The following is an 18,294-nucleotide window of genomic DNA, read 5'->3' as shown; positions in this document are numbered from 1 at the left end:
GAACCGGGAGCGCGTCATGTTACCGTTAACATGGCTCGATCCCAGCCTAGAGGAATCGCGATGTTGACGTCAACACGCGACGTGCGCGGCGCCGCGGCGCCCACTCCTCACGCGACGCCCGCGACCCCCGCTGCGAGCCGCGCCCCGGCGGCGCGCAGCCACCGGGCGGGATCGGCGAGCGCGGCGTCCGCCGACCCGGCGAGGTCGGTGAGCGCGATCGCCGCGCAGAACGCGGTCGCATCCGCCGCGGGGGCGATCCGTCCGGCGACGAGGGCCGTCGGCACTCCGGCCGCGCCGGCCGCCGCGGCGACCACGGAGGGGGCCTTTCCGGCCGCGGACTGATCGTCGTAGGCCCCCTCACCCGTGACGACGAGATCAGCGGTCGCGGCGGCCTCGACCAGCCCCACGAGGCGGGCGATCTCCTCGGCGCCCGAGACGAGCCGCGCACCCCAGGTCAGCAGGGCGAAGCCGGTGCCTCCCGCCGCGCCCGCGCCCGCCACCATCGGATCGAGCGGGAACAGCGACGCGGCGTGCGCGAGACCCGCCTCTGCGCGGGCGATGTCATCGATGCCCTTCTGCGGCCCGAAGACCGCCGCCGCACCCGAGGGGCCGAGCAGCGGAGTGGTCACATCGGAGAGCACGACGATGCCGCCGGCAGGAGGCTGTCGCAGCGCAGCGGTGTCGACGTGGGCGATCGCCGCCAGCCCGCCGGCGCCGTCGGGCACCGCGGCTCCGTCGCCGTCGACGAACCCGGCACCGAGCGCCGAGAGCATACCGACGCCGAGATCGGTGGACGCGCTCGATCCGATGCCGAGGACGAGGCGCTCCACGCCGTGCTCGAGCGCGGCGGCGATCGCCTCGCCGAACCCGCGCGTCGACGCGTCCCAGGGACGCAACCGGCCGCCGAGCAGTTCGATCCCGCTCGTCGCCGCGAGCTCGACGACCGCGGTGCTGTCCGGCAGCAGCAGCCATGCGGTCTCAACGGGCGTTCCCGCGGGCCCGGTGACCGTGAGCGGCATCCGCGTCGCGCCCGGGACGGCAGCGGCGAACGCGTCCAGCGTCCCCTCTCCCCCGTCGGCCATCGGCCGCAGAACCACCTCGTCGGCGGGCCGCACCGACCGCCACCCGTCGCGCAGTGCGGCGGCGGCCGCGGCGGCGGGGATCGAGCCCTTGAAGCTGTCGGGGGCGAGGACGACGCGGGTCATGGGCGCGATGCTACGCGTTCACCGGCCCGCGGCATCGGGCACCGGCTCGCATCGGGCAGGATGGACACATGACGTGGCTTGTGACCGGCGGAGCGGGATACATCGGTGCGCACGTGGTGCGCGCCCTGCAGGCGGCGGGCATCGCCCCGGTCGTCGTGGACGACCTTTCGAGCGGCCACGCGTCGTTCGTGCCGGAGGGCGTGCCGTTCGTGGAGGGCACGATCCTGCATCGAGCGCTGTTGGCCGACACGATGCGCGAACACGGCGTCACGGGCGTGATCCACGTCGCCGGATTCAAGTACGCGGGCGTCTCGGTGCAGCGCCCGCTGCACACCTACGAGCAGAACGTCGAGGGCACCCGCGTCGTACTGGCGGCCATGGCGGATGCCGGTGTGCACAACATCGTCTTCTCCTCCTCGGCCGCGGTCTACGGCACCCCCGACGTGCCCCTGGTGACCGAGGACCTGCCCAAGCGCCCCGCGTCGCCCTACGGCGAGTCGAAGCTCATCGGCGAATGGCTGCTGCGCGATCAGGGCGTGGCGACGGCATCCGACGAGCAGCCCCTCCGCCACACGTCGCTGCGCTACTTCAACGTGGTCGGCTCGGCCGACCCGTCGGTGTACGACACGAGCCCCCACAACCTCTTCCCGATCGTGTTCGAGAAGCTGCTCGCCGGCGAGACCCCGCAGATCAACGGCGACGACTACGACACCCCCGACGGCACCAACGTGCGCGACTACGTGCACGTCGGCGACATCGCAGCCGCGCACGTCGTCGCGGCGCAGCGGCTCGAGGCGGGTGAGCCCATCGAGGCCGCCTACAACCTGGGGTCGCAGAACGGCCTGAGCGTGCGCGAGATCATGGATGCGATGGCCCGCGTGACCGGCATCGACTTCACACCGAAGATCGGGCCTCGCCGCCCCGGCGACCCCGACCGCATCGTCGCCACGGGCGAGCTCGCCGCTCGCGACCTCGACTGGGCGAACCGCTACACCGTCGACGAGATGGTGCGCACGGGCTGGGAGGCGCGCCGCAACGCGCGCTGACGCACGGCGGCGTGCGACTCTCATGGGGAGTTCTGTAAGAGCGACACTGCACCCGGCGAGCTGAAGGATGTGTTCGGCGAGGCGGCCTTCGTCGACAGCGAGGGGGGCTCCGACGAGACGGTCGTGAAGATCCAGAAGATCGTCCAGGCCGACGGATCGGTGTCGTGGCGGGTCGTGCTCCCCAGCACGCAGGACTGGCAGGCGCTGGCATCCACGATGTCCGGCAAGGACTTCGAGCTCTTCCAGGCGATGAAGGACTCCGGCGCGGTCAACGACGTCGACAGCAACATGGCCCTCGTGCTCTTTCCGAGTCTGCGCACCCAGTACGAGCGCGCCGCCCTCGAGGCGATGGACCAGGCCGGCATCAAGGGCGGGCCGAACGGGGACCCCGTCATGCTCGTCGGGTTCAGTCAGGGCGGCATCCTCGCGGGCCACCTCGCCGCCTACCGCTCGGACGACTACAACTTCGGTGCCGTCGTCGTCTGCGGCGCACCGATCGACAACATGCCGATCCCGGACCGCACGCGCGTGATCTCCGTGCAGCACGAGGGCGACCCCGTCCCGAAGCTCGACTTCTTCACGCCTCCTCCCACTCGCCCGAACTGGCAGACGATCACGTCGGCCGCGCCGGGCAACCCGACCGACGTGACGAAGATCCACGACGCCGGGCAGTACGCAAAGACCCTCCAGGCGCACATGACAGACCTCGGCGACGTGCACGATCTCGACCGGTTCTTCGACGGGGCGAACAGCTACACCGAAACGGAGTACTACTCATGGCCGGAATGAGACGCGGATGGACGGTCGCGGCCGCTGTTGCGGCGGCTGTCGTGTTGTGCACGGCGTGCTCGCCGTCATCGGGAAAAAGCGGGGATGCTGACGCATCGGCCGTCGTCAGCGCCGTGGAAGCGGCCGATTCTCGCGTCGCGAGCGCAACGGTCGAGCAGGGGCAGAGTGGTTTCTCCTCGGGCTGGATCGTGGAAGTCGTCATGTCCGGTGACGACCCCGTCACCTCCGATGAGCTCTCTGCACTCCTGCTGGCCGCGCGCCATGCGGGCAGCCGCGAGCCCGGTCACATCGATCTCTTCACGAAGAGTCAGTCGGGCGCCTCGCTCGACCTCACCGCCGCAGCCGACCAGCTGGGCATTCTTTACAGCAAGATCGGTGATGGGATCGACGTCAACAGCGACGGGATCGACGACGCTCTCGGCACAGGTCGATGACGGACACCGACACGGCGACGACGCCGATGCTCCGGTTTCGGCTCGCCGGCGCGTGGCATCCGGTGCTGTGGAACGAACTCAGCTCTGCGGAGCTCATCGCCGAGTTCGTCACGTCGGTGGTCGGCACGCGCGACGTCGATGCGACCGTGCGGGCGCGGATGCGCCGCGACCTCGCCGAGGCCATCGCCACGGCGAAGGAGGGCCACGCGCAGGCGATGTTCATCGCCACCGAGATCAGGCCGGGGCTACCGATGCCGGTGACGCTGACGATCTACTCCCCACCCGATCTGCGGATGAGCCCGGCCCTCGGGACGGATCCTGACGAGGTCATCGACGTGCTGCAGAAGTCGTTCGCGAAGAGCGGCCAGCCGCACCACGAGACGGCGCGGCGGCTCTCCATCGACGGTTCCGAGATCCTGCGTCTCCACCATGTCGACCACCAGGTGCTGCCCGAGCAGCCCGAGGCGCATGCCGTCACCCTCACGGCGGACTACTGGTACACGGTCCCCGCATCCAAGCAGATCATGGTCGCGACCTTCTCCACCCCGCTTGGAGACATCGCGAACATCATGCTGAGCTTCTTCGACGGTCTCGTGGCCGCCTCCTCCTGGGACGACCCGGCCGCCTGACGCGCAGCGTCGCCCCGAGTCGCGCGCCCGCGAGAAACCACATTCAGCACGAGAAACACCCGCTGCGGTGGTTTCTCGCGGCGGATGTGGTTCCTCACGCGGGAGAAACATCTGCCGGCTCTTGGAGATGTGAACGACCTGGACCACTTCTTGAGGCGCGCATGGGTGGCTGTGGTGGCGTCAGCCGCCGCGTTGGTGTTGTGTACGGCATGTTCAGGTTCGTCGAGCGGTTCCGACGAGGCGCGGGCATCGAAGGTCGTCGCCAGTGTCACCGCAGCAGACTCGCGAGTGGTGAGCGCTTCCGCAAAGCAGAGCGTCAGCGGATTCTCGGTCGGATGGCTCATCGACCTGGTCCTGTCCGGCGAAGAACCAGGCGGGCGCGTCGATCGACCTCACCGTCGCGGCGGATCAGCTCGGCATCCGCTTCGTCACGACCGGCGACGGGATCGGCGTCGTCCGCGACGCGATCGACGACGCTCTCGGCACAGGTCGATGACGGACACCGACACGGCGACGACGCCGACGCTCCGCTTTCGACTCGCCGGCGCGTGGCATCCGGTGCTGTCGAACGAGCGCAGCTCTGCGGAGCTCATCGCCGACTGAGGCGCAGCGCGGGCGCGCGCCGCGCCGCGAGAAACCACATTCAGCGCGAGAAACACCCGCTGCGTTGGTTTCTCGTGGCGGATGTGGTTTCTCGCGCGGGAGAACGCGCGGAGCGGAGGCTAGCCGAGGCGGACGACCGCCCACGACACGGGCGGCAGCGCGACGCGCAGCAGGTCGCCCTCGCGAGCGACCGCGAGCGCCAGCGGCGCGACCCGCTCGGGGGCGGCGAGGGAGTTGGCGGCGCGGTGATCGGGGTCGGTGACGATCCACGCCTCGACGACGTCGGCGGATGCCATGCCCAGCGCACCCGGGTCGAGGGTCAGCTCCGCGGCATCCGTCACCGACCGGTTCACGAGGAACACGCTCGTGCCGGCGTCGTCGGTCGTGGCGACCGCGTTGACGGCCGAGACGTCGCCGAAACGCGCGCTCTGCACCCGCGGTGCGCCATCGATCTCGATCCGACGCGCCGTGCCGCGGCCGAGGCGGGAGGTGAGCGAGAAGGGGAAGAAGGTCGTCTGGCGCCACGCGGGGCCGCCCGGCTCGGTCATGATCGGCGCGATGACGTTCACGAGCTGCGCGAGCGAGGCGGAGCGCACGCGGTCGGCGTGCTGGAGCAGCGTGATGAGCAGATCGCCCACGACGACGGCATCCATCACGTTGTACTGGTCTTCGAGCAGCCGTGGGGCGACGGGCCAGCCGTCCGGAACGAGATCGCCCGCCTTGGTGCCGTCGTCGGCGAACTGATACCAGACGTTCCACTCGTCGAACGAGAGCATGATGCGCTTGTCCGACCCGCGCTCGCGCGCGACGTTGTCGGCGGCGTCCACCACCTCGCGGACGAACAGGTCGGTGTCGACCGCCGAGACGAGGAACTCCTGCGCCTGGCCGTTTCGCTCCTGGTAGTACGCATGGCAGGAGATGAAATCGACGTCGTCGAACGTATGCCGCAGCACGTCGCGCTCCCACGCCCCGAAGGTGGGCATGTCGCGGGCCGATGAGCCGCAGGCGACGAGCTCGAGGGTGGGATCGAGCATGCGCATCGCCTTGGCCGCGCGCGAGGCGAGCTTGCCGTAGTCCTCGGCGTTGCGGTGGCCGAGCTGCCACGGGCCGTCCATCTCGTTGCCCAGGCACCACATGCGCACGTCGAAGGGGGTGTCCCGCCCGTTCGCGGCGCGCTGGCGGGTCCACGCGGTGTCGGCGGCGACGTTCGCGTACTCGAGCAGGTCGAGCGCCTCGGCGACGTCGCGCGTGCCGAGGTTGACCGCGAGCATGAGGTCGCTGCCGACCTTGTCGAGCCACGACGAGAACTCGTGCAGACCCACCTGGTTGGTCTCGGTCGATCGCCACGCCAGATCGAGGCGCCGCGGCCGATCTTCGCGCGGCCCGATCCCGTCCTCCCAGCGGTAGCCGGAGACGAAGTTGCCGCCGGGATAGCGGATGGTCGTGACGCCGAGCTCCTGCACGAGCGCGATCACGTCGGTGCGGAAGCCCTCGGCATCCGCACTCGGGTGCCCGGGCTCATGGATGCCGTCGTAGATGTGACGTCCGAGATGTTCGACGAACCCGCCGAACACTCGCGGGTCGACGTCGCCGATGATCTCGGCACCACGCACACGTGCGGTCATGGGTTCTCTCCTCACCATTCGACAGGCCTCACCATTCGACAGGCCTCACCATTCGACAGGCCCGAGCAGCAGCCGATCGCTGAACGCGAGCTCGGCGGCGCCGGTCGGCTCCAGGTCGAGCACCGTGAACACGTTACGGCCCGCCCGCGTCAGCGGCGCGGGGACGAACAGCGAGTGCTGCGGGCCCGTCTGCCAGAAGCGGCCCAGGCAGGCGTCGCCGATCCACACGAGCCCGGCGCCCAGCGCCGTCAGGTCGAGCACGAGGTCGCGCGGCGCGTCGAGCTCGACGACGGCGCGCAGCACCGCCGCACCGGCGCTCGGCGCGGCATCCGACGCGGCGGCACCGGCGACGCGCGCCGGCAGCTGCTCCCACGGCACGACGACGACATCCCAGTCGGCGGGGGCGATCCCGCCGACGGTGACCGGGCCGATCAGGCCCTTGTCCTCGCCTATGCGCGGGCCGTAGTTCACGCGGCCCTGGTCTTCGACGAGGATGCCGAGAACACCGGAGCCGCGCGGCAGCACGAGGGTGCGCTCGCGACGGTCGCGCGACAGGATCCCGACGGGCACGCCGTCCAGGCTCACCCACGCACGGTCGCGCACCTCGCCGATCGCGAGCACCACGGGCGTCTCGCCCTGCGCCAGGCGGGTCTCATAGCGGAGGAAGCCGCGCGCGACGCCGAGCTCGTCCATCGTCGGCGCGTGGTCGTGACGCTGTGCGGGCTCCGCGTTCAGGATCGCGGCGAGGGAGGCGACGCGTTCCAGCGGAGCCGCCGCGGGCGCCGCCGCGAGCGGCGGCAGCAGGTCGGCCGCGGTCGCGGCGGGAACGGGCGCGTAGCGGGCGATGACCTCGCGGAACGCCCAGAACTTCTCGGTGGGCCGACCGGCCTCATCGAGGGGCGCGTCGTAGTCGTAGCTCGTGATGGTCGGCTCGAACACGCCCTTGTCGTTGGCACCGTTGGTCAGGCCGAAGTTGGTGCCGCCGTGGAACATGTAGATGTTGACCGAGGCCCCCGCCTGCAGCAGGGCCTCCAGCGACTCGACGGATGCCGCCGTCGAGGACGTGCGGTGGAACGACCCCCAGTAGTCGAACCATCCGCACCAGAACTCCGAGCACATGAGCGGCCCGGTGGGCTGATGCGTGCGTAGGACGCGCAGGCGGTCGGCGACGTTGCCGCCGAAGGAGCCGGTGCGGTGCAGCTCGGGCAGGCTGCCGCGCGAGAGCATCTCATCCGTCGGCTGGTCGACGCTCGTGAGCGGCACCGTCACGCCCGCGTCGAGGTACGTGTCGCGCAGGGCCCGCAGATAGCTCTCGCGCTCCTGCGTCGTGAACTCGCCGTAGGCGCCGTACTCGTTCTCGACCTGGAGGAGGATCACCGGGCCGCCGCGATCGATCTGGCGCGGCACCACGATCGCCAGCACCCGGCGCAAGAAGGCGGTCACGGGCGCGAGGAAGCGGGGGTCGGCCGAGCGGACGCCGATGTCGCCGTCGAAGAACAGCCAGGCGGGAAGGCCCCCGCCGTCCCACTCGGCGCAGATGTAGGGCCCGGGGCGGACGATCGCGTGCATCCCCTCGGCGGCGATCAGGTCGAGGAAGCGGGCGAGGTCGAGCGCGCCGTCGGCGCGGAAGGCGCCCGGCTCGGGCTCGTGCTCGTTCCAGGGGACGTACGTCTCGATCGTGTTCAGCCCCATGAGGCGGGCGGCGCGGATGCGGTCGGCCCACTGGTCGGGGTGCACACGGAAGTAGTGGAGGGCCCCGCTGAGCACCCGATACGGCTGGTCGTCCAGCAGGAAGTCGCTCTCGCCGATGCGGAAGGATCCGGTAGCCATGCGGGCCTCTCAATCACTGTCTTCTCACAGCCGCGGCGGTGGGGTGATCGGGACCACCCCACCGCCGCAGATCCTGCGATGGGCTTACTTGTTGACGCTGAAGCCCTGGTCCGTGCCGTAGGACACGTTCTTGTCCTGCCAGGCCTTCAGTCCGTCCGCGATGGACGTCTTGTTCAGGTAGGCCTTGCCGACGGTGTCGGCGTAGATGCTGTTGGCGTACGACTGCCACGGCAGGTACTGCCACCCGGTGCCCACCGACTTGGTCGCGTCGACGAGAACCTTGTTGATGGCCTGGCCACCGAAGTAGTCCGAGGTCTTGTTCAGGAAGTCAGGCGACTCGAGGTCCTTCGTGGTCGCGGGGAAACCGCCCGACTTCAGGAAGACGTCGATCGAGTCCTGCGAGTTGTTCAGCCACTTGAGGAAGCCGGCCGCGAGAGCCTGGTTCTTCGAGCCCTTCATGACGACCTCGGACGATCCACCGTTCTCGGCCGTGGCCGGGGTGCCGTCGTAGGTCGGCATGGGCGCGACAGCCCACTTGCCCTTGCCGCCGGGGACGTTGGCCTCGAGAACACCCGGCATCCAGGCGCCGATCGGCAGCGACGCGATCGTGCCGTCACCGAGAGCCTGGAACCACTGGTCGCTCCAGCCGGGGATGTTGCCGAGCGAGCCGCTCGCGAGCAGCTTGTCCCAGACACCGGTCCACTTCTTCGCGCCCGCGTCGTTCAGGTCGATCGTGACGTTCTCGCCATCGGTCTTGAACGGGCGGCCACCGGCCTGCCAGATCATCGACGTGCCGAAGCCGGCGTCGGTGCCCTGGTCGTTGGTGATGAACTTCGTCGGGTCGGCCGCGTGCAGCTTCTCGCCCGCCGCGACGAACTCGTCCCACGTCTTCGGCACGGTCAGACCGAACTTGTCGAAGACCTCCTTGTTGTAGAACAGGGCCATGGGGCCCGAGTCCTGCGGAAGGCCCCAGATGCCGCCGTTCTGCGACACCGCGCCCCACGTGGATGCCGTGTAGTCGTCCTTGAGGTCGCCGAAACCGTACGAGCTGAGGTCCAGGAGCGAACCGGCCAGCTGGAACTGCGGAAGCGACTGGTACTCGATCTGCACGACGTCGGGGATGCCCGAGCCGGCCGAGATCGCGTTCTGCAGCTTGGTGTTGTTGTCGTTCGCGCCACCGGTGTTGACGAGGTTGACCTTGACGTTGGGGTACGCCTTCTCGAACGCGGCGACCTGATCCTTGGCGGAAGGCGTCCACGTCCAGTAGGTGATCTCGCCGCCGGCCTTGAGGGCCTCGTCGATCGACGACGCGCTGCCGCCGCCCGAGCTCGAGCCGCCGTTGCCGCCGGCGCACGCCGCGAGGCCGCCGCCGATCAGGAGCGCGGTGGCTCCGATCGCGACCACGCGCGCGATCTTCTTGGTGCTTGTCATGCTGTGTCCTTCCGCTTCTTTGTCGGATGTGGGTGGGTGGGTGGGGAGGGGACGCCGCGCAGTGACACCCCTGTCACTGCTTGACGCTTCCCGCGCTCAGGCCGGACTGCCAGTAGCGCTGGAGGAGGAGGAAGGCGATGACGATCGGAACGATCGTGAGGAGCGACCCGGTGATGACCAGGTTGAAGATCGGCTGCGAGCTGACGCCGACCGCCTGGAGGTTCCACTGCTGCAGACCGATGGTCAGCGGGAACAGGTTCGGGTCGTTGAGCATGATGAGGGGCAGGAAGTAGTTGTTCCAGGTCGCCACGATCGCGAAGAGGGCCACCGTGACGACGCCGGGCGCCAGCAGCCGCAGCGAGATCGTGAAGAACGTGCGGAACTCGCCGGAGCCGTCCACGCGCGCCGCTTCGAGCAGTTCGGTGGGCACCGAGTCGACCGCGTAGACCCAGATCAAGTACAGGCCGAAGGGCGAGATCAGCGAGGGGATGATGATCGCCCACATCGTGTTCGTGAGGCCGAGCTGGCTGAACATGAGGAACGTGGGCACCGCGAGCGCCGTTCCGGGCACCGCGATGGCGCCGAGGATCACCGCGAACACGGCCCGCTTGCCGGGGAAGTTGTACTTCGCGAGGCCGTAGCCGGCCAGCGTCGCCAGCAGCGTCGCGCCGCCCGCCCCGATCACGACGTAGATGAGGGTGTTGAGGAACCACCGCAGGAAGATGCCGTCGTTGTAGGTGAGGACCTGTCCGATGTTGTCGAACAGGGCGAAGGGCCCCGAGAACCACAGGCCGAACGATCCGATCAGCGACTGCTGCGTCTTGGTCGAGCTGATCACGAGCCACAGCAGCGGCAGGAAGGAGTAGACCAGGAACAGCGACATGATGATCGTCAGCAGGGGCGACTTGCGCGGCCCCTTCTCACCGATCTCGGAGCGCCGACGGCGACGGGGACGACCGGTCATGGTGCCGGTGTGGTCGAGAGGCAGGCCGGCCATCAGCGGTTCTCCTTACGGGTGCCGCGCAGCTGTACGACATAGGCGATGACGGCGGTGATGATGCCCATGATGATCGCGATGGTGGCGGCGTAGTTGACCTGCTGCCCGATGAAGCTCAGGTTGTAGGCGTACATGTTCGGGGTGAAGTACGTCGTGAGCAGGTTCGGGACCAGCGTCTTGAGGATGTTGGGTTCGTTGAACAGCTGGAAGCTGCCGATGATCGAGAAGATCGTCGCGATCACCAGCGCACCGCGCAGGGCCGGCAGCTTGATCGCGCGGATGATGCGGAACTGACCGGCACCGTCCAGCGCCGCCGCCTCGTAGAGGTCTTCGGGGATGGTGCGCAGCGCCGAGTAGAAGATCAGCATGTTGTAGCCGATGAACTCCCACGTGATGATGTTGCCGATCGCGAGCAGGATCCACTGCTGGGTGAAGGGCGTGACCAGGTCGAAGCCGACGAGCTGATTGATGTTGCCCGCCAGTCCCAGGCGGTCGGAGTACATGAAGCCCCACATGAGCACCGCGACGACGCCGGGCACCGCGTAGGGCAGGAAGATGCCGATGCGGAAGAACGAGCTGCCGGCCAGGCGCCGCGAGTCCAGCGCGAGGGCCGCGACGAGCGCCAGCAGCAGCATGATCGGCACCTGGATGACCAGCACGAGGAAGACGTTTCCGAAGCCCGCCCAGAACTGCGGGTCCGAGAACGCCTGCAGGTAGTTGTCGGCCCCGACGAAAGACGTGCCGCCGATGAGCTTGGTGCGAAAGACGCTGAGATAGATCGAGTAGGCCAGTGGCGCGAGGAACGTCACGGCGAACACGATGAGGAAGGGCAGGACGAACCAGAACCCCGCCCATTGGCGGTCGGTCCGACGCACGCGGCGTGGAGCCGGTGAGGGAGCGGTGAGTGCGGACATCTTCGTCAGAGCCTTCTGTGGGACGGGGCCATGTTTACGTCAACATGGCGAGGTCGAGAGTAGCATGTTGACGTCAACATGTGTCAAGAGTTCCGGATCGACGCTCAAGGGAGAACGCGGATGAACGGCTCAGCGGAACGCGCGCGCGGCGCCTCGCTGCAAGATGTCGCGCGGCGCGCGGGGGTCTCCGGACAGACCGTGTCACGAGTGGCTAACAATTCCGAGCGGGTCGCGGATTCGACGCGCAACCGTGTGCTTGCGGCCATGAACGAGCTCGGCTACCGCCCCAACGTGGCGGCCCGTGCGCTGCGGCGCGGAGCCTTCGGGTCGATCGGCGTCGTGGTCTTCAGCCTCGACTCGCTCGGCAACGTCGGCACGATCGGCGGAATCCTGGCCGCGGCGGCCGCGCGGGGCTACGCCATCGAGCTCATCCAGGCCCAGCCCGCCCTCGCCGCCGGCGACGCCGTGGCCTCCGCCGTCTCCCGACTGGATCAGGACGCGGTGGACGGCATCATCGTCGTGATCGAGTCGCATCTGATGTCCTCGGCATCCGTCAGCTTTCCCGCGGGGATGCCGAGCGTTCTCATCCAGTCCGGCGCCGGAGACGAGCTGCCCTCCGTGACGGCCGACCAGGATCAGGGCAGTCGCCTCGCCGTCGAGCATCTGCTCGCGCTCGGGCACGAGACCGTCTGGCACATCGCCGGGCCGCCCGCATCCCGCGCCGCCGAGCTTCGGCGCCTGGCCTGGCAGTCCACGCTGGAGGAGGCCGGCAGGCGCATGCCGCAGGTTCACGTGGGCGACTGGACGGCCGAGTCGGGCTACCGCATCGGCCGCCTGCTCGCAGAGGAACCCGAGCTGACCGCGCTGTTCGCGGCGAACGACCAGATGGCGCTCGGCGCGATGCGCGCATTCCACGAACGCGGTCGCGCTGTGCCCGGCGAGGTCAGCGTCGTCGGGTTCGACGACATGGCCGAGGCGGCCTACTTCTGGCCGCCGCTGACCACGGTGCGCCAGGACTTCGGAACCGCGGGCTCGCTCGCGGTCTCGCTGGTCGTCGACCAGATCGAGGGGCGCCCGGTCGCCGGCGGCGTGCACCACGTGTCGACGGCACTCGTCACGCGCGCCTCCACCGCACCGCATACCCGTTCGCCGATGAAGGACGATCTCTCGTGACCTCTGCCCCCGCCTCCCCCTCCCACGCGCACCTTCGCGCAGGCGGCACGAGCGTCGTGCTCGATCTCGTGTCGGCGGACCAGCCGATCATCGTGCACTGGGGGCAGGATCTCGGCGAGCTCAGCGCGGCGGATCTCGCCGACCTCGCCCGCGCCGCGGTCCCCCAGCGCGTCTCGGGCGGCCTGGACGCCACCGGCCGCCTCACCCTGCTCCCCCAGCAGTCCGGAGGCTGGCTGACCACTCCGGGACTGATCGGCGACCGCGCGGGCGCAGACTTCTCGACACGTCTGAGACTCGTCGATGCCGAGGTGGCCCCGGATGCCGCGACCGTCACCCTCCGCGACGACGCGGCCGGTCTCCAGGTGCGTCTCGTGCTGAGCCTCGGACCCAGCGGCCTGCTGCATCAGCGCCTGCGACTGACCAACCTCGGCAGCACCCCCTACCGAGTGGGCGCCCTCACCGCGGGCTTTCCCGTGCCGCCGACCGCCGCGGAACTGCTGAGCACGACCGGCCACCACCTGCGCGAGCGTGCGCCGCAGCGCCAGCCGTTCACGATCGGCGCCTTCGCCCGCGAGAGCCGCCGCGGACGACCGGGCGCAGACGCCACGCTCCTGCTCGCGGCGGGAACTGCCGGCTTCGGCTTCGAGCGCGGCCTCGTGCACGGCATCCACCTGGCATGGTCGGGCGAGCACCGCCTTCTCGCCGAACGCACGCCCACCGGCGACGCGGTGCTGCGCGCCGGCGAGCTCCTGCAGCCGGGCGAGATCATCCTCGGCCCGGGCGAGAGCTACGAGACTCCCGACGCGGTCGGGTCGTGGGGCGACGGCCTCGACGAGCTCGCCGCCCGCTTCCACGAGGAGCTGCGGGCGCGCAGCTCTCATCCGCGGCGACCGCGGCCGGTCACCCTCAACACGTGGGAGGCGGTGTACTTCCGTCAGGACCTCGACACGCTGCGCACCCTCGCCGACCGCGGTGCGCGCGTCGGCGCGGAGCGCTTCGTGCTCGACGACGGGTGGTTCCACGGCCGCCGAGACGACACCACCGCGCTCGGGGACTGGTGGGTGGATGCCGAGGTCTGGCCCGACGGCCTCGGCCCGCTGATCGAGCATGTGCGCGGGCTCGGAATGGAGTTCGGGCTCTGGGTGGAACCGGAGATGGTCAGCCCCGACAGCGAGCTGGCGCGGCGGCATCCCGACTGGATCCTGCGCGCGCGGGACGAGCTGCCCCCGCCGGGCCGCCAGCAGCAGGTGCTGGATCTGTCCCACCCCGACGCCTATGCCTACATCGCGGACCGGCTGCACGCCCTGCTCGACGAGTACCCGATCGCGTACCTGAAGTGGGATCACAACCGCGATCTCGCCGAAGCGGGATCGGGTGCGCACGGCGCGGCGCGGACGCACGAGAACGTCCTCGCGCTGTACCGCCTGCTCGACGAGCTGCTCGATCGCCATCCCGGGCTCGAGATCGAGTCGTGCGCCTCGGGCGGGGCGCGCGTGGATCTCGGCATCCTGCAGCGCACGCATCGCATCTGGACCAGCGACTGCCTCGATCCCCTCGAGCGGCTGGACACGCAGCGCTACACCGGCTTGATCGTGCCGCCCGAGATGATGGGCGCCCATCTGACGAGCCCGGTCGTGCACTCGACGGGACGGAGCGTCTCGCTGCCGTTCAGCGCTCTGACCGCACTGTTCGGCCACTTCGGGATCGAGTGGAACCTCACCGCGGAGGACGAAACCACCCTCACGCAGATCGCCGCGTGGGTGGATCTGTACCGCGAGCACCGCGAGCTCATCGCCACCGGCCGACGCGTGCACGCCGACCTCGCCGACCCCGCCCTCGACCTGCGCGGCGCCGTCGCGCGCGATCGTTCGCGGGCCGTCTACGTGCACACGCAGGTGCGGACGAGTGCCCTGCACCCGCCGGCGCCGATCACCCTGCCGGGGCTCGACCCCGACCGTCGGTACCGGGTCTCGATCGCCATCCCGGACGGTGCCGGCGGCTATCTCGGCCAGTCGCCGCTGGCCTGGCAGGCCGATCCGGTCACGATGACCGGACGCGCGGCGGCATCCGTGGGGCTCCGACCGCCGGTGCTGCAGCCGCAGGCCGCCGCACTGATCCGCGCCGTCGCCGTCGACTGACCTCGGCGCACGCGCCGCGCTCAGACCGGCGCGGGGCCGGTGCTGTCGCGCACGATGAGCGGGGCAGGCATCACCGCGCGGGTCGCGGCTTTCGCCACCGCGGAGTCGGGCGCGTCGGCTTCGTCGAGCAGAGCGGCCACGGCTTGGGCGCCGAGCCGGTCGAAGTGCTGGCGCACCGTCGTGAGAGGAGGGCGGTAGTTGGCCGCGTCGTCGACGTCGTCGAAGCCGACGACGCTGACATCCTCGGGCACCCGCGCACCGTGTTCGGCGAGGGCACGCAGCGCGCCGAGGGCCATCTGATCGTTCGCGACGAACAGAGCGGTGCCGACGGCGCCGTCGCCGATGAGCGTCTGCGCCGCCTCGTAGCCGGATGCCGAGCTCCACGAGCCGCGCACCAGTGCGCCGACGGGACGCCCCGCCGCCTCGAGGGTGTCGCGCCATCCGCGCTCGCGCTCGGCGGCCGCGTACGAGGTCGCCGGCCCGGCGATGTGCGCGACCGTGGCGTGCCCGAGTGCGAGCAGGTGCGCGGTCGCGCCGGCCGCTCCCCCGGCATGATCGGTCTCCACGCCGGCGAACCGGTCGTCGGGCGGCGAGTCGACGACGACGAGTCGAAGAGTGGTCGGCAGATCCGCCGAGCGGACGAGAGCGGAGGCTTCGTTGATGACGACCACGCCGTCGACTCCCTGCTCGTTGAGCCGCTGGAGCGCTTCGGCGGCGTCTCCGGAGCCGAGGGTGACCACCGCGACGTCGTGCTCGCGTTCGGCGGCGGCATCGGTCACCGCCTCGAGCATGAGCGAGTTTCCGACGGTCGCGAGCGTGGAGACGACGACGCCGATCGTGCCGGACCTCCCCGTACGCAGGGCCCGGGCGGCGCGGTGGATGCGGTAGCCGCTGCGTGCCATCGCCTCCTCGACGCGGGCGCGCGTGGCGGGGTCGACCCGCGGGCTGGCGTTGACGACACGAGAGACGGTCTGCGCCGACACCCCCGCGATCCGTGCGACATCCGCCATCGACGCGCGTTTGTGTGCCATCCCGACCTCCGTGTTGACGATAGCACGCACATAGCCGTATCGTGTTATCGTGAACATGCCGGAGCCGCCTCCTCACCTCGCCCCCGCGACACCGCCGACGGCCCCCGCGACGCCGCTCGGCGCGGGCGTCGTCAAGCGCCCCACCCGACTCGCCGACGGGCGCGACCTCATCTACTTCGACGACCCCGACACGACCCTCGGCCCCGATCGCGCCCTCGACACGCGCAGCCTCGACCCCCGCCCGGCGACGGCGACCATGCGCCAGGACATCCTCACGGGAGACTGGATCTCCGTCGCCGCCGCCCGACAGAACCGCGCCTTCCTGCCGCCCGCCGAACTCGATCCGCTCGCCCCGCAGACCCCGACCAATCCGTCGGAGATCCCCTCGCACTACGACGTCGCCGTCTTCGAGAACCGCTCGCCCTCCTTCGGTCCGGCACTGTCCGAGGCGACCGGAGACGCCCCCGCGGCATCCGATCCCCCGCGCGGGCTCGACGACCTCGCGCACCTGGGCCTCGGTCGCACCCGCACCAGCGTCGGCCGCTGCGAGGTCGTGTGCTTCTCACCGGAGCGCAGCGGCTCGTTCGGCACGCAGACGCCGACGCGCGCACGCACGGTGATCGAGGCGTGGGCCGACCGCACGGCGGCCCTGTCGGCGCTGCCCGGCGTGCAGCAGGTGTTCCCGTTCGAGAACCGCGGCGAGGCGATCGGTGTCACGCTGCAGCATCCTCACGGCCAGATCTACTCGTACCCGTACATCACGCCCCGCACGACCCGCCTTCTCGACACGATCGACCGCACCGCGCCCGATCTGTTCGCACGCATCCTCGCGTTCGAGCAGGAAGGCCCCCGCGTGCTGCTGCGGGGAGAGCACTGGACCGCCTTCGTGCCGTTCGCCGCGCGCTGGCCGATCGAGGTGCACCTGCTCCCCCACCGTCACGTGCCGGACTTCGCCGCCCTCGACGACGCCGAGCGCGACGAGCTCGCACCGATCTATCTGCGACTGCTGCGCGGCATCGACGCCCTCTACGGCGATCCGACCCCCTACATCGCCGCCTGGCATCAGGCACCCGTCCACGTCGGTCGCGACACGGTGCGCCTGAACCTGCAGATCACGAGCCCGCGTCGCGCCGCCGACAAGCTCAAGTTCCTCGCCGGATCCGAAGCGGCCATGGGTGCCTGGATCGGCGACGTCCCCCCCGAGACCGCCGCCGATCGGCTGCGATCCGCCATCGAAGGAGTCCAGCTGTGACGACCACGGCCACACCACGCACCGACGCGCACGACCTTTTCGGCGAGCTCACCGGCGCAGAGCCCGCGGTATACTGGTCGGCTCCGGGACGGGTGAACCTGATCGGCGAGCACACGGACTACAACGACGGCTTCGTCTTCCCCTTCGCGATCGACGGCCGCACGATCGCGGCGCTGGGCACGCGCGGCGACGGGCGCATCCGCGTCGTGTCGACGTTCGATCCGGTGCCGGTGGAGGTCGCTCTCGCCGACCTCGACGCACTGTTCCCCGCCCGCCGCGACGAGATCGTCGAGTGGGCGCGCTATCCGCTCGGGGTGGCGTGGGCGCTGCGGGATGCCGCGCGTGCCGCCGGCCGCGACGCCGACGGCCTCACCGGGGTCGACATCGCTCTGGCCTCCGACGTCCCCGTCGGCGCAGGGCTCTCGTCATCGGCGGCGATCGAGGGCGCCACGGCATCCGCTCTCAACGACGTATGGCAGCTCTCCCTCTCGCCGGTGGATCTCGCCCAGGCCGGTCGCCGCGCCGAGAACCTGGCGGTGGGAGCCCCCACCGGGATCATGGACCAGATGGCGTCGATGCTCGGCCGCGCCGACGCCGGCATCTTCCTCGACTGCCGGTCGCTGGAGGCCGATGTCGTGCCGCTCGGGTTCGCCGACGCCGGTCTGGAGGTGCTCGTCATCGACACTCGCGTGAGCCACGCGCACTCCACCGGCGGCTATGGCGAGCGCCGCGAGGCCTGCGAACGCGGAGCCGAGATCATGGGCGTCGCGGCCCTGCGCGACCTCGTGCCGGCCGACCTGGACCGCGCCCGTGCGCTGATGGACGACGTGACCTTCCGGCGCGTCCGCCACGTCGTCACGGAGGACCAGCGTGTGCTCGACGCCGTGCGCGTGCTGCGCGCGGAGGGACCGCGGGCGATCGGCGCGCTTCTTGACGCGTCGCACGCGTCGATGCGCGACGACTTCGAGATCTCCACGCCCGAGCTCGACCTGGCCGTGGAGACCGCGCGCGCAGCAGGGGCCGTCGGCGCCCGCATGACCGGCGGCGGCTTCGGCGGCGCCGCGATCGCGCTCATCGACCGCGAACTGGTCGAGGAGGCGACCGCCCGTGTCGCCGCGGCGTTCGCCGCCGCGGGCTTCGGCGCGGCGCACGTGTTCACCGTGCACCCCTCTGACGGCGCGCACCGGGACGGGTAGC

General features: G+C 70.3%; 15 protein-coding genes. 8 read left to right on the top strand and 7 right to left on the bottom strand.

Annotated elements, in window-relative coordinates:
- Positions 1–107: 107 nt before the first annotated feature.
- Entirely contained in the window at positions 108–1,205 is a 1,098-nt protein-coding gene (locus tag DEU37_RS01845) for a glycerate kinase (RefSeq protein ID WP_121188992.1), read from the bottom strand.
- 68 nt (positions 1,206–1,273) lie between these two features.
- On the opposite strand from DEU37_RS01845, the gene galE reads away from it, so the two are divergent.
- The 4 genes from galE (at position 1,274) to DEU37_RS01825 (ending at position 4,103) form a co-directional block, all read left to right on the top strand.
- Positions 1,274–2,251, top strand: a complete 978-nt coding sequence (galE, locus tag DEU37_RS01840; RefSeq protein ID WP_121188991.1) for a UDP-glucose 4-epimerase GalE — start codon at positions 1,274–1,276, stop codon at positions 2,249–2,251.
- A gap of 69 nt (positions 2,252–2,320) precedes the next feature.
- Positions 2,321–3,040, top strand: a complete 720-nt coding sequence (locus DEU37_RS01835) for a hypothetical protein (protein ID WP_121188990.1) — start codon at positions 2,321–2,323, stop codon at positions 3,038–3,040.
- Positions 3,041–3,240: 200 nt separating this feature from the next.
- A complete protein-coding gene (locus DEU37_RS01830; protein WP_147424838.1) occupies positions 3,241–3,474 on the top strand; it encodes a hypothetical protein in 234 nt (77 codons plus the stop codon).
- Entirely contained in the window at positions 3,471–4,103 is a 633-nt protein-coding gene (locus DEU37_RS01825) for a hypothetical protein (protein ID WP_121188988.1), read from the top strand. Before DEU37_RS01830 ends, DEU37_RS01825 begins: the two co-directional genes overlap by 4 nt.
- A 722-nt stretch (positions 4,104–4,825) precedes the next feature.
- Here the strand turns inward: DEU37_RS01825 and DEU37_RS01820 are convergent.
- The 5 genes from DEU37_RS01820 to DEU37_RS01800 form a co-directional block, all read right to left on the bottom strand.
- Positions 4,826–6,331 carry an alpha-N-arabinofuranosidase gene (locus tag DEU37_RS01820; RefSeq protein ID WP_121188987.1) on the bottom strand — a complete coding sequence of 502 codons (1,506 nt, stop codon included), beginning with the start codon at positions 6,329–6,331 and terminating at the stop codon, positions 4,826–4,828.
- A gap of 45 nt (positions 6,332–6,376) precedes the next feature.
- Positions 6,377–8,161 carry a beta-galactosidase family protein gene (locus DEU37_RS01815; protein ID WP_121188986.1) on the bottom strand — a complete coding sequence of 595 codons (1,785 nt, stop codon included), beginning with the start codon at positions 8,159–8,161 and terminating at the stop codon, positions 6,377–6,379.
- Between the two features lie 84 nt (positions 8,162–8,245).
- Complete coding sequence (locus tag DEU37_RS01810; RefSeq protein ID WP_121188985.1) at positions 8,246–9,592, bottom strand: sugar ABC transporter substrate-binding protein; 1,347 nt, start codon at positions 9,590–9,592, stop codon at positions 8,246–8,248.
- Between the two features lie 73 nt (positions 9,593–9,665).
- Positions 9,666–10,556, bottom strand: coding sequence for a carbohydrate ABC transporter permease (locus tag DEU37_RS01805; protein ID WP_259457153.1), 891 nt, complete (start codon positions 10,554–10,556; stop codon positions 9,666–9,668).
- Positions 10,557–10,588: 32 nt separating this feature from the next.
- The gene (locus tag DEU37_RS01800; RefSeq protein WP_121188983.1) at positions 10,589–11,503 is read right to left on the bottom strand and encodes a carbohydrate ABC transporter permease; all 915 of its coding nucleotides are present in this window, start codon (positions 11,501–11,503) and stop codon (positions 10,589–10,591) included.
- 78 nt (positions 11,504–11,581) lie between these two features.
- On the opposite strand from DEU37_RS01800, the gene DEU37_RS01795 reads away from it, so the two are divergent.
- Both DEU37_RS01795 and DEU37_RS01790 read left to right on the top strand, forming a co-directional pair.
- The gene (locus DEU37_RS01795; protein ID WP_310790669.1) at positions 11,582–12,676 is read left to right on the top strand and encodes a LacI family DNA-binding transcriptional regulator; all 1,095 of its coding nucleotides are present in this window, start codon (positions 11,582–11,584) and stop codon (positions 12,674–12,676) included.
- Complete coding sequence (locus DEU37_RS01790; RefSeq protein WP_121188981.1) at positions 12,673–14,814, top strand: alpha-galactosidase; 2,142 nt, start codon at positions 12,673–12,675, stop codon at positions 14,812–14,814. The genes DEU37_RS01795 and DEU37_RS01790 overlap by 4 nt, the downstream gene beginning before the upstream one ends.
- 20 nt (positions 14,815–14,834) lie before the next feature.
- On the opposite strand, the gene DEU37_RS01785 is transcribed toward DEU37_RS01790, so the two are convergent.
- Positions 14,835–15,845 (bottom strand): LacI family DNA-binding transcriptional regulator, encoded by a 1,011-nt coding sequence (locus DEU37_RS01785; protein ID WP_121189610.1) that lies wholly within the window; start codon positions 15,843–15,845, stop codon positions 14,835–14,837.
- 55 nt (positions 15,846–15,900) lie between these two features.
- On the opposite strand from DEU37_RS01785, the gene galT reads away from it, so the two are divergent.
- Together galT and galK are read left to right on the top strand one after the other, a co-directional pair.
- Complete coding sequence (galT, locus tag DEU37_RS01780) at positions 15,901–17,097, top strand: galactose-1-phosphate uridylyltransferase (protein ID WP_121189609.1); 1,197 nt, start codon at positions 15,901–15,903, stop codon at positions 17,095–17,097.
- Positions 17,094–18,293 carry a galactokinase gene (gene galK, locus DEU37_RS01775; RefSeq protein ID WP_121188980.1) on the top strand — a complete coding sequence of 400 codons (1,200 nt, stop codon included), beginning with the start codon at positions 17,094–17,096 and terminating at the stop codon, positions 18,291–18,293. The genes galT and galK overlap by 4 nt, the downstream gene beginning before the upstream one ends.
- Position 18,294: the final 1 nt, after the last annotated feature.

Origin of the sequence: Microbacterium sp. AG790 (genome assembly GCF_003634765.1) — a bacterium.
Taxonomy (GTDB): Bacteria; Actinomycetota; Actinomycetes; order Actinomycetales; family Microbacteriaceae; genus Microbacterium.
Note: the sequence above shows the minus strand (reverse complement) of the source record. Positions and strands in the feature narration are given on the sequence as shown.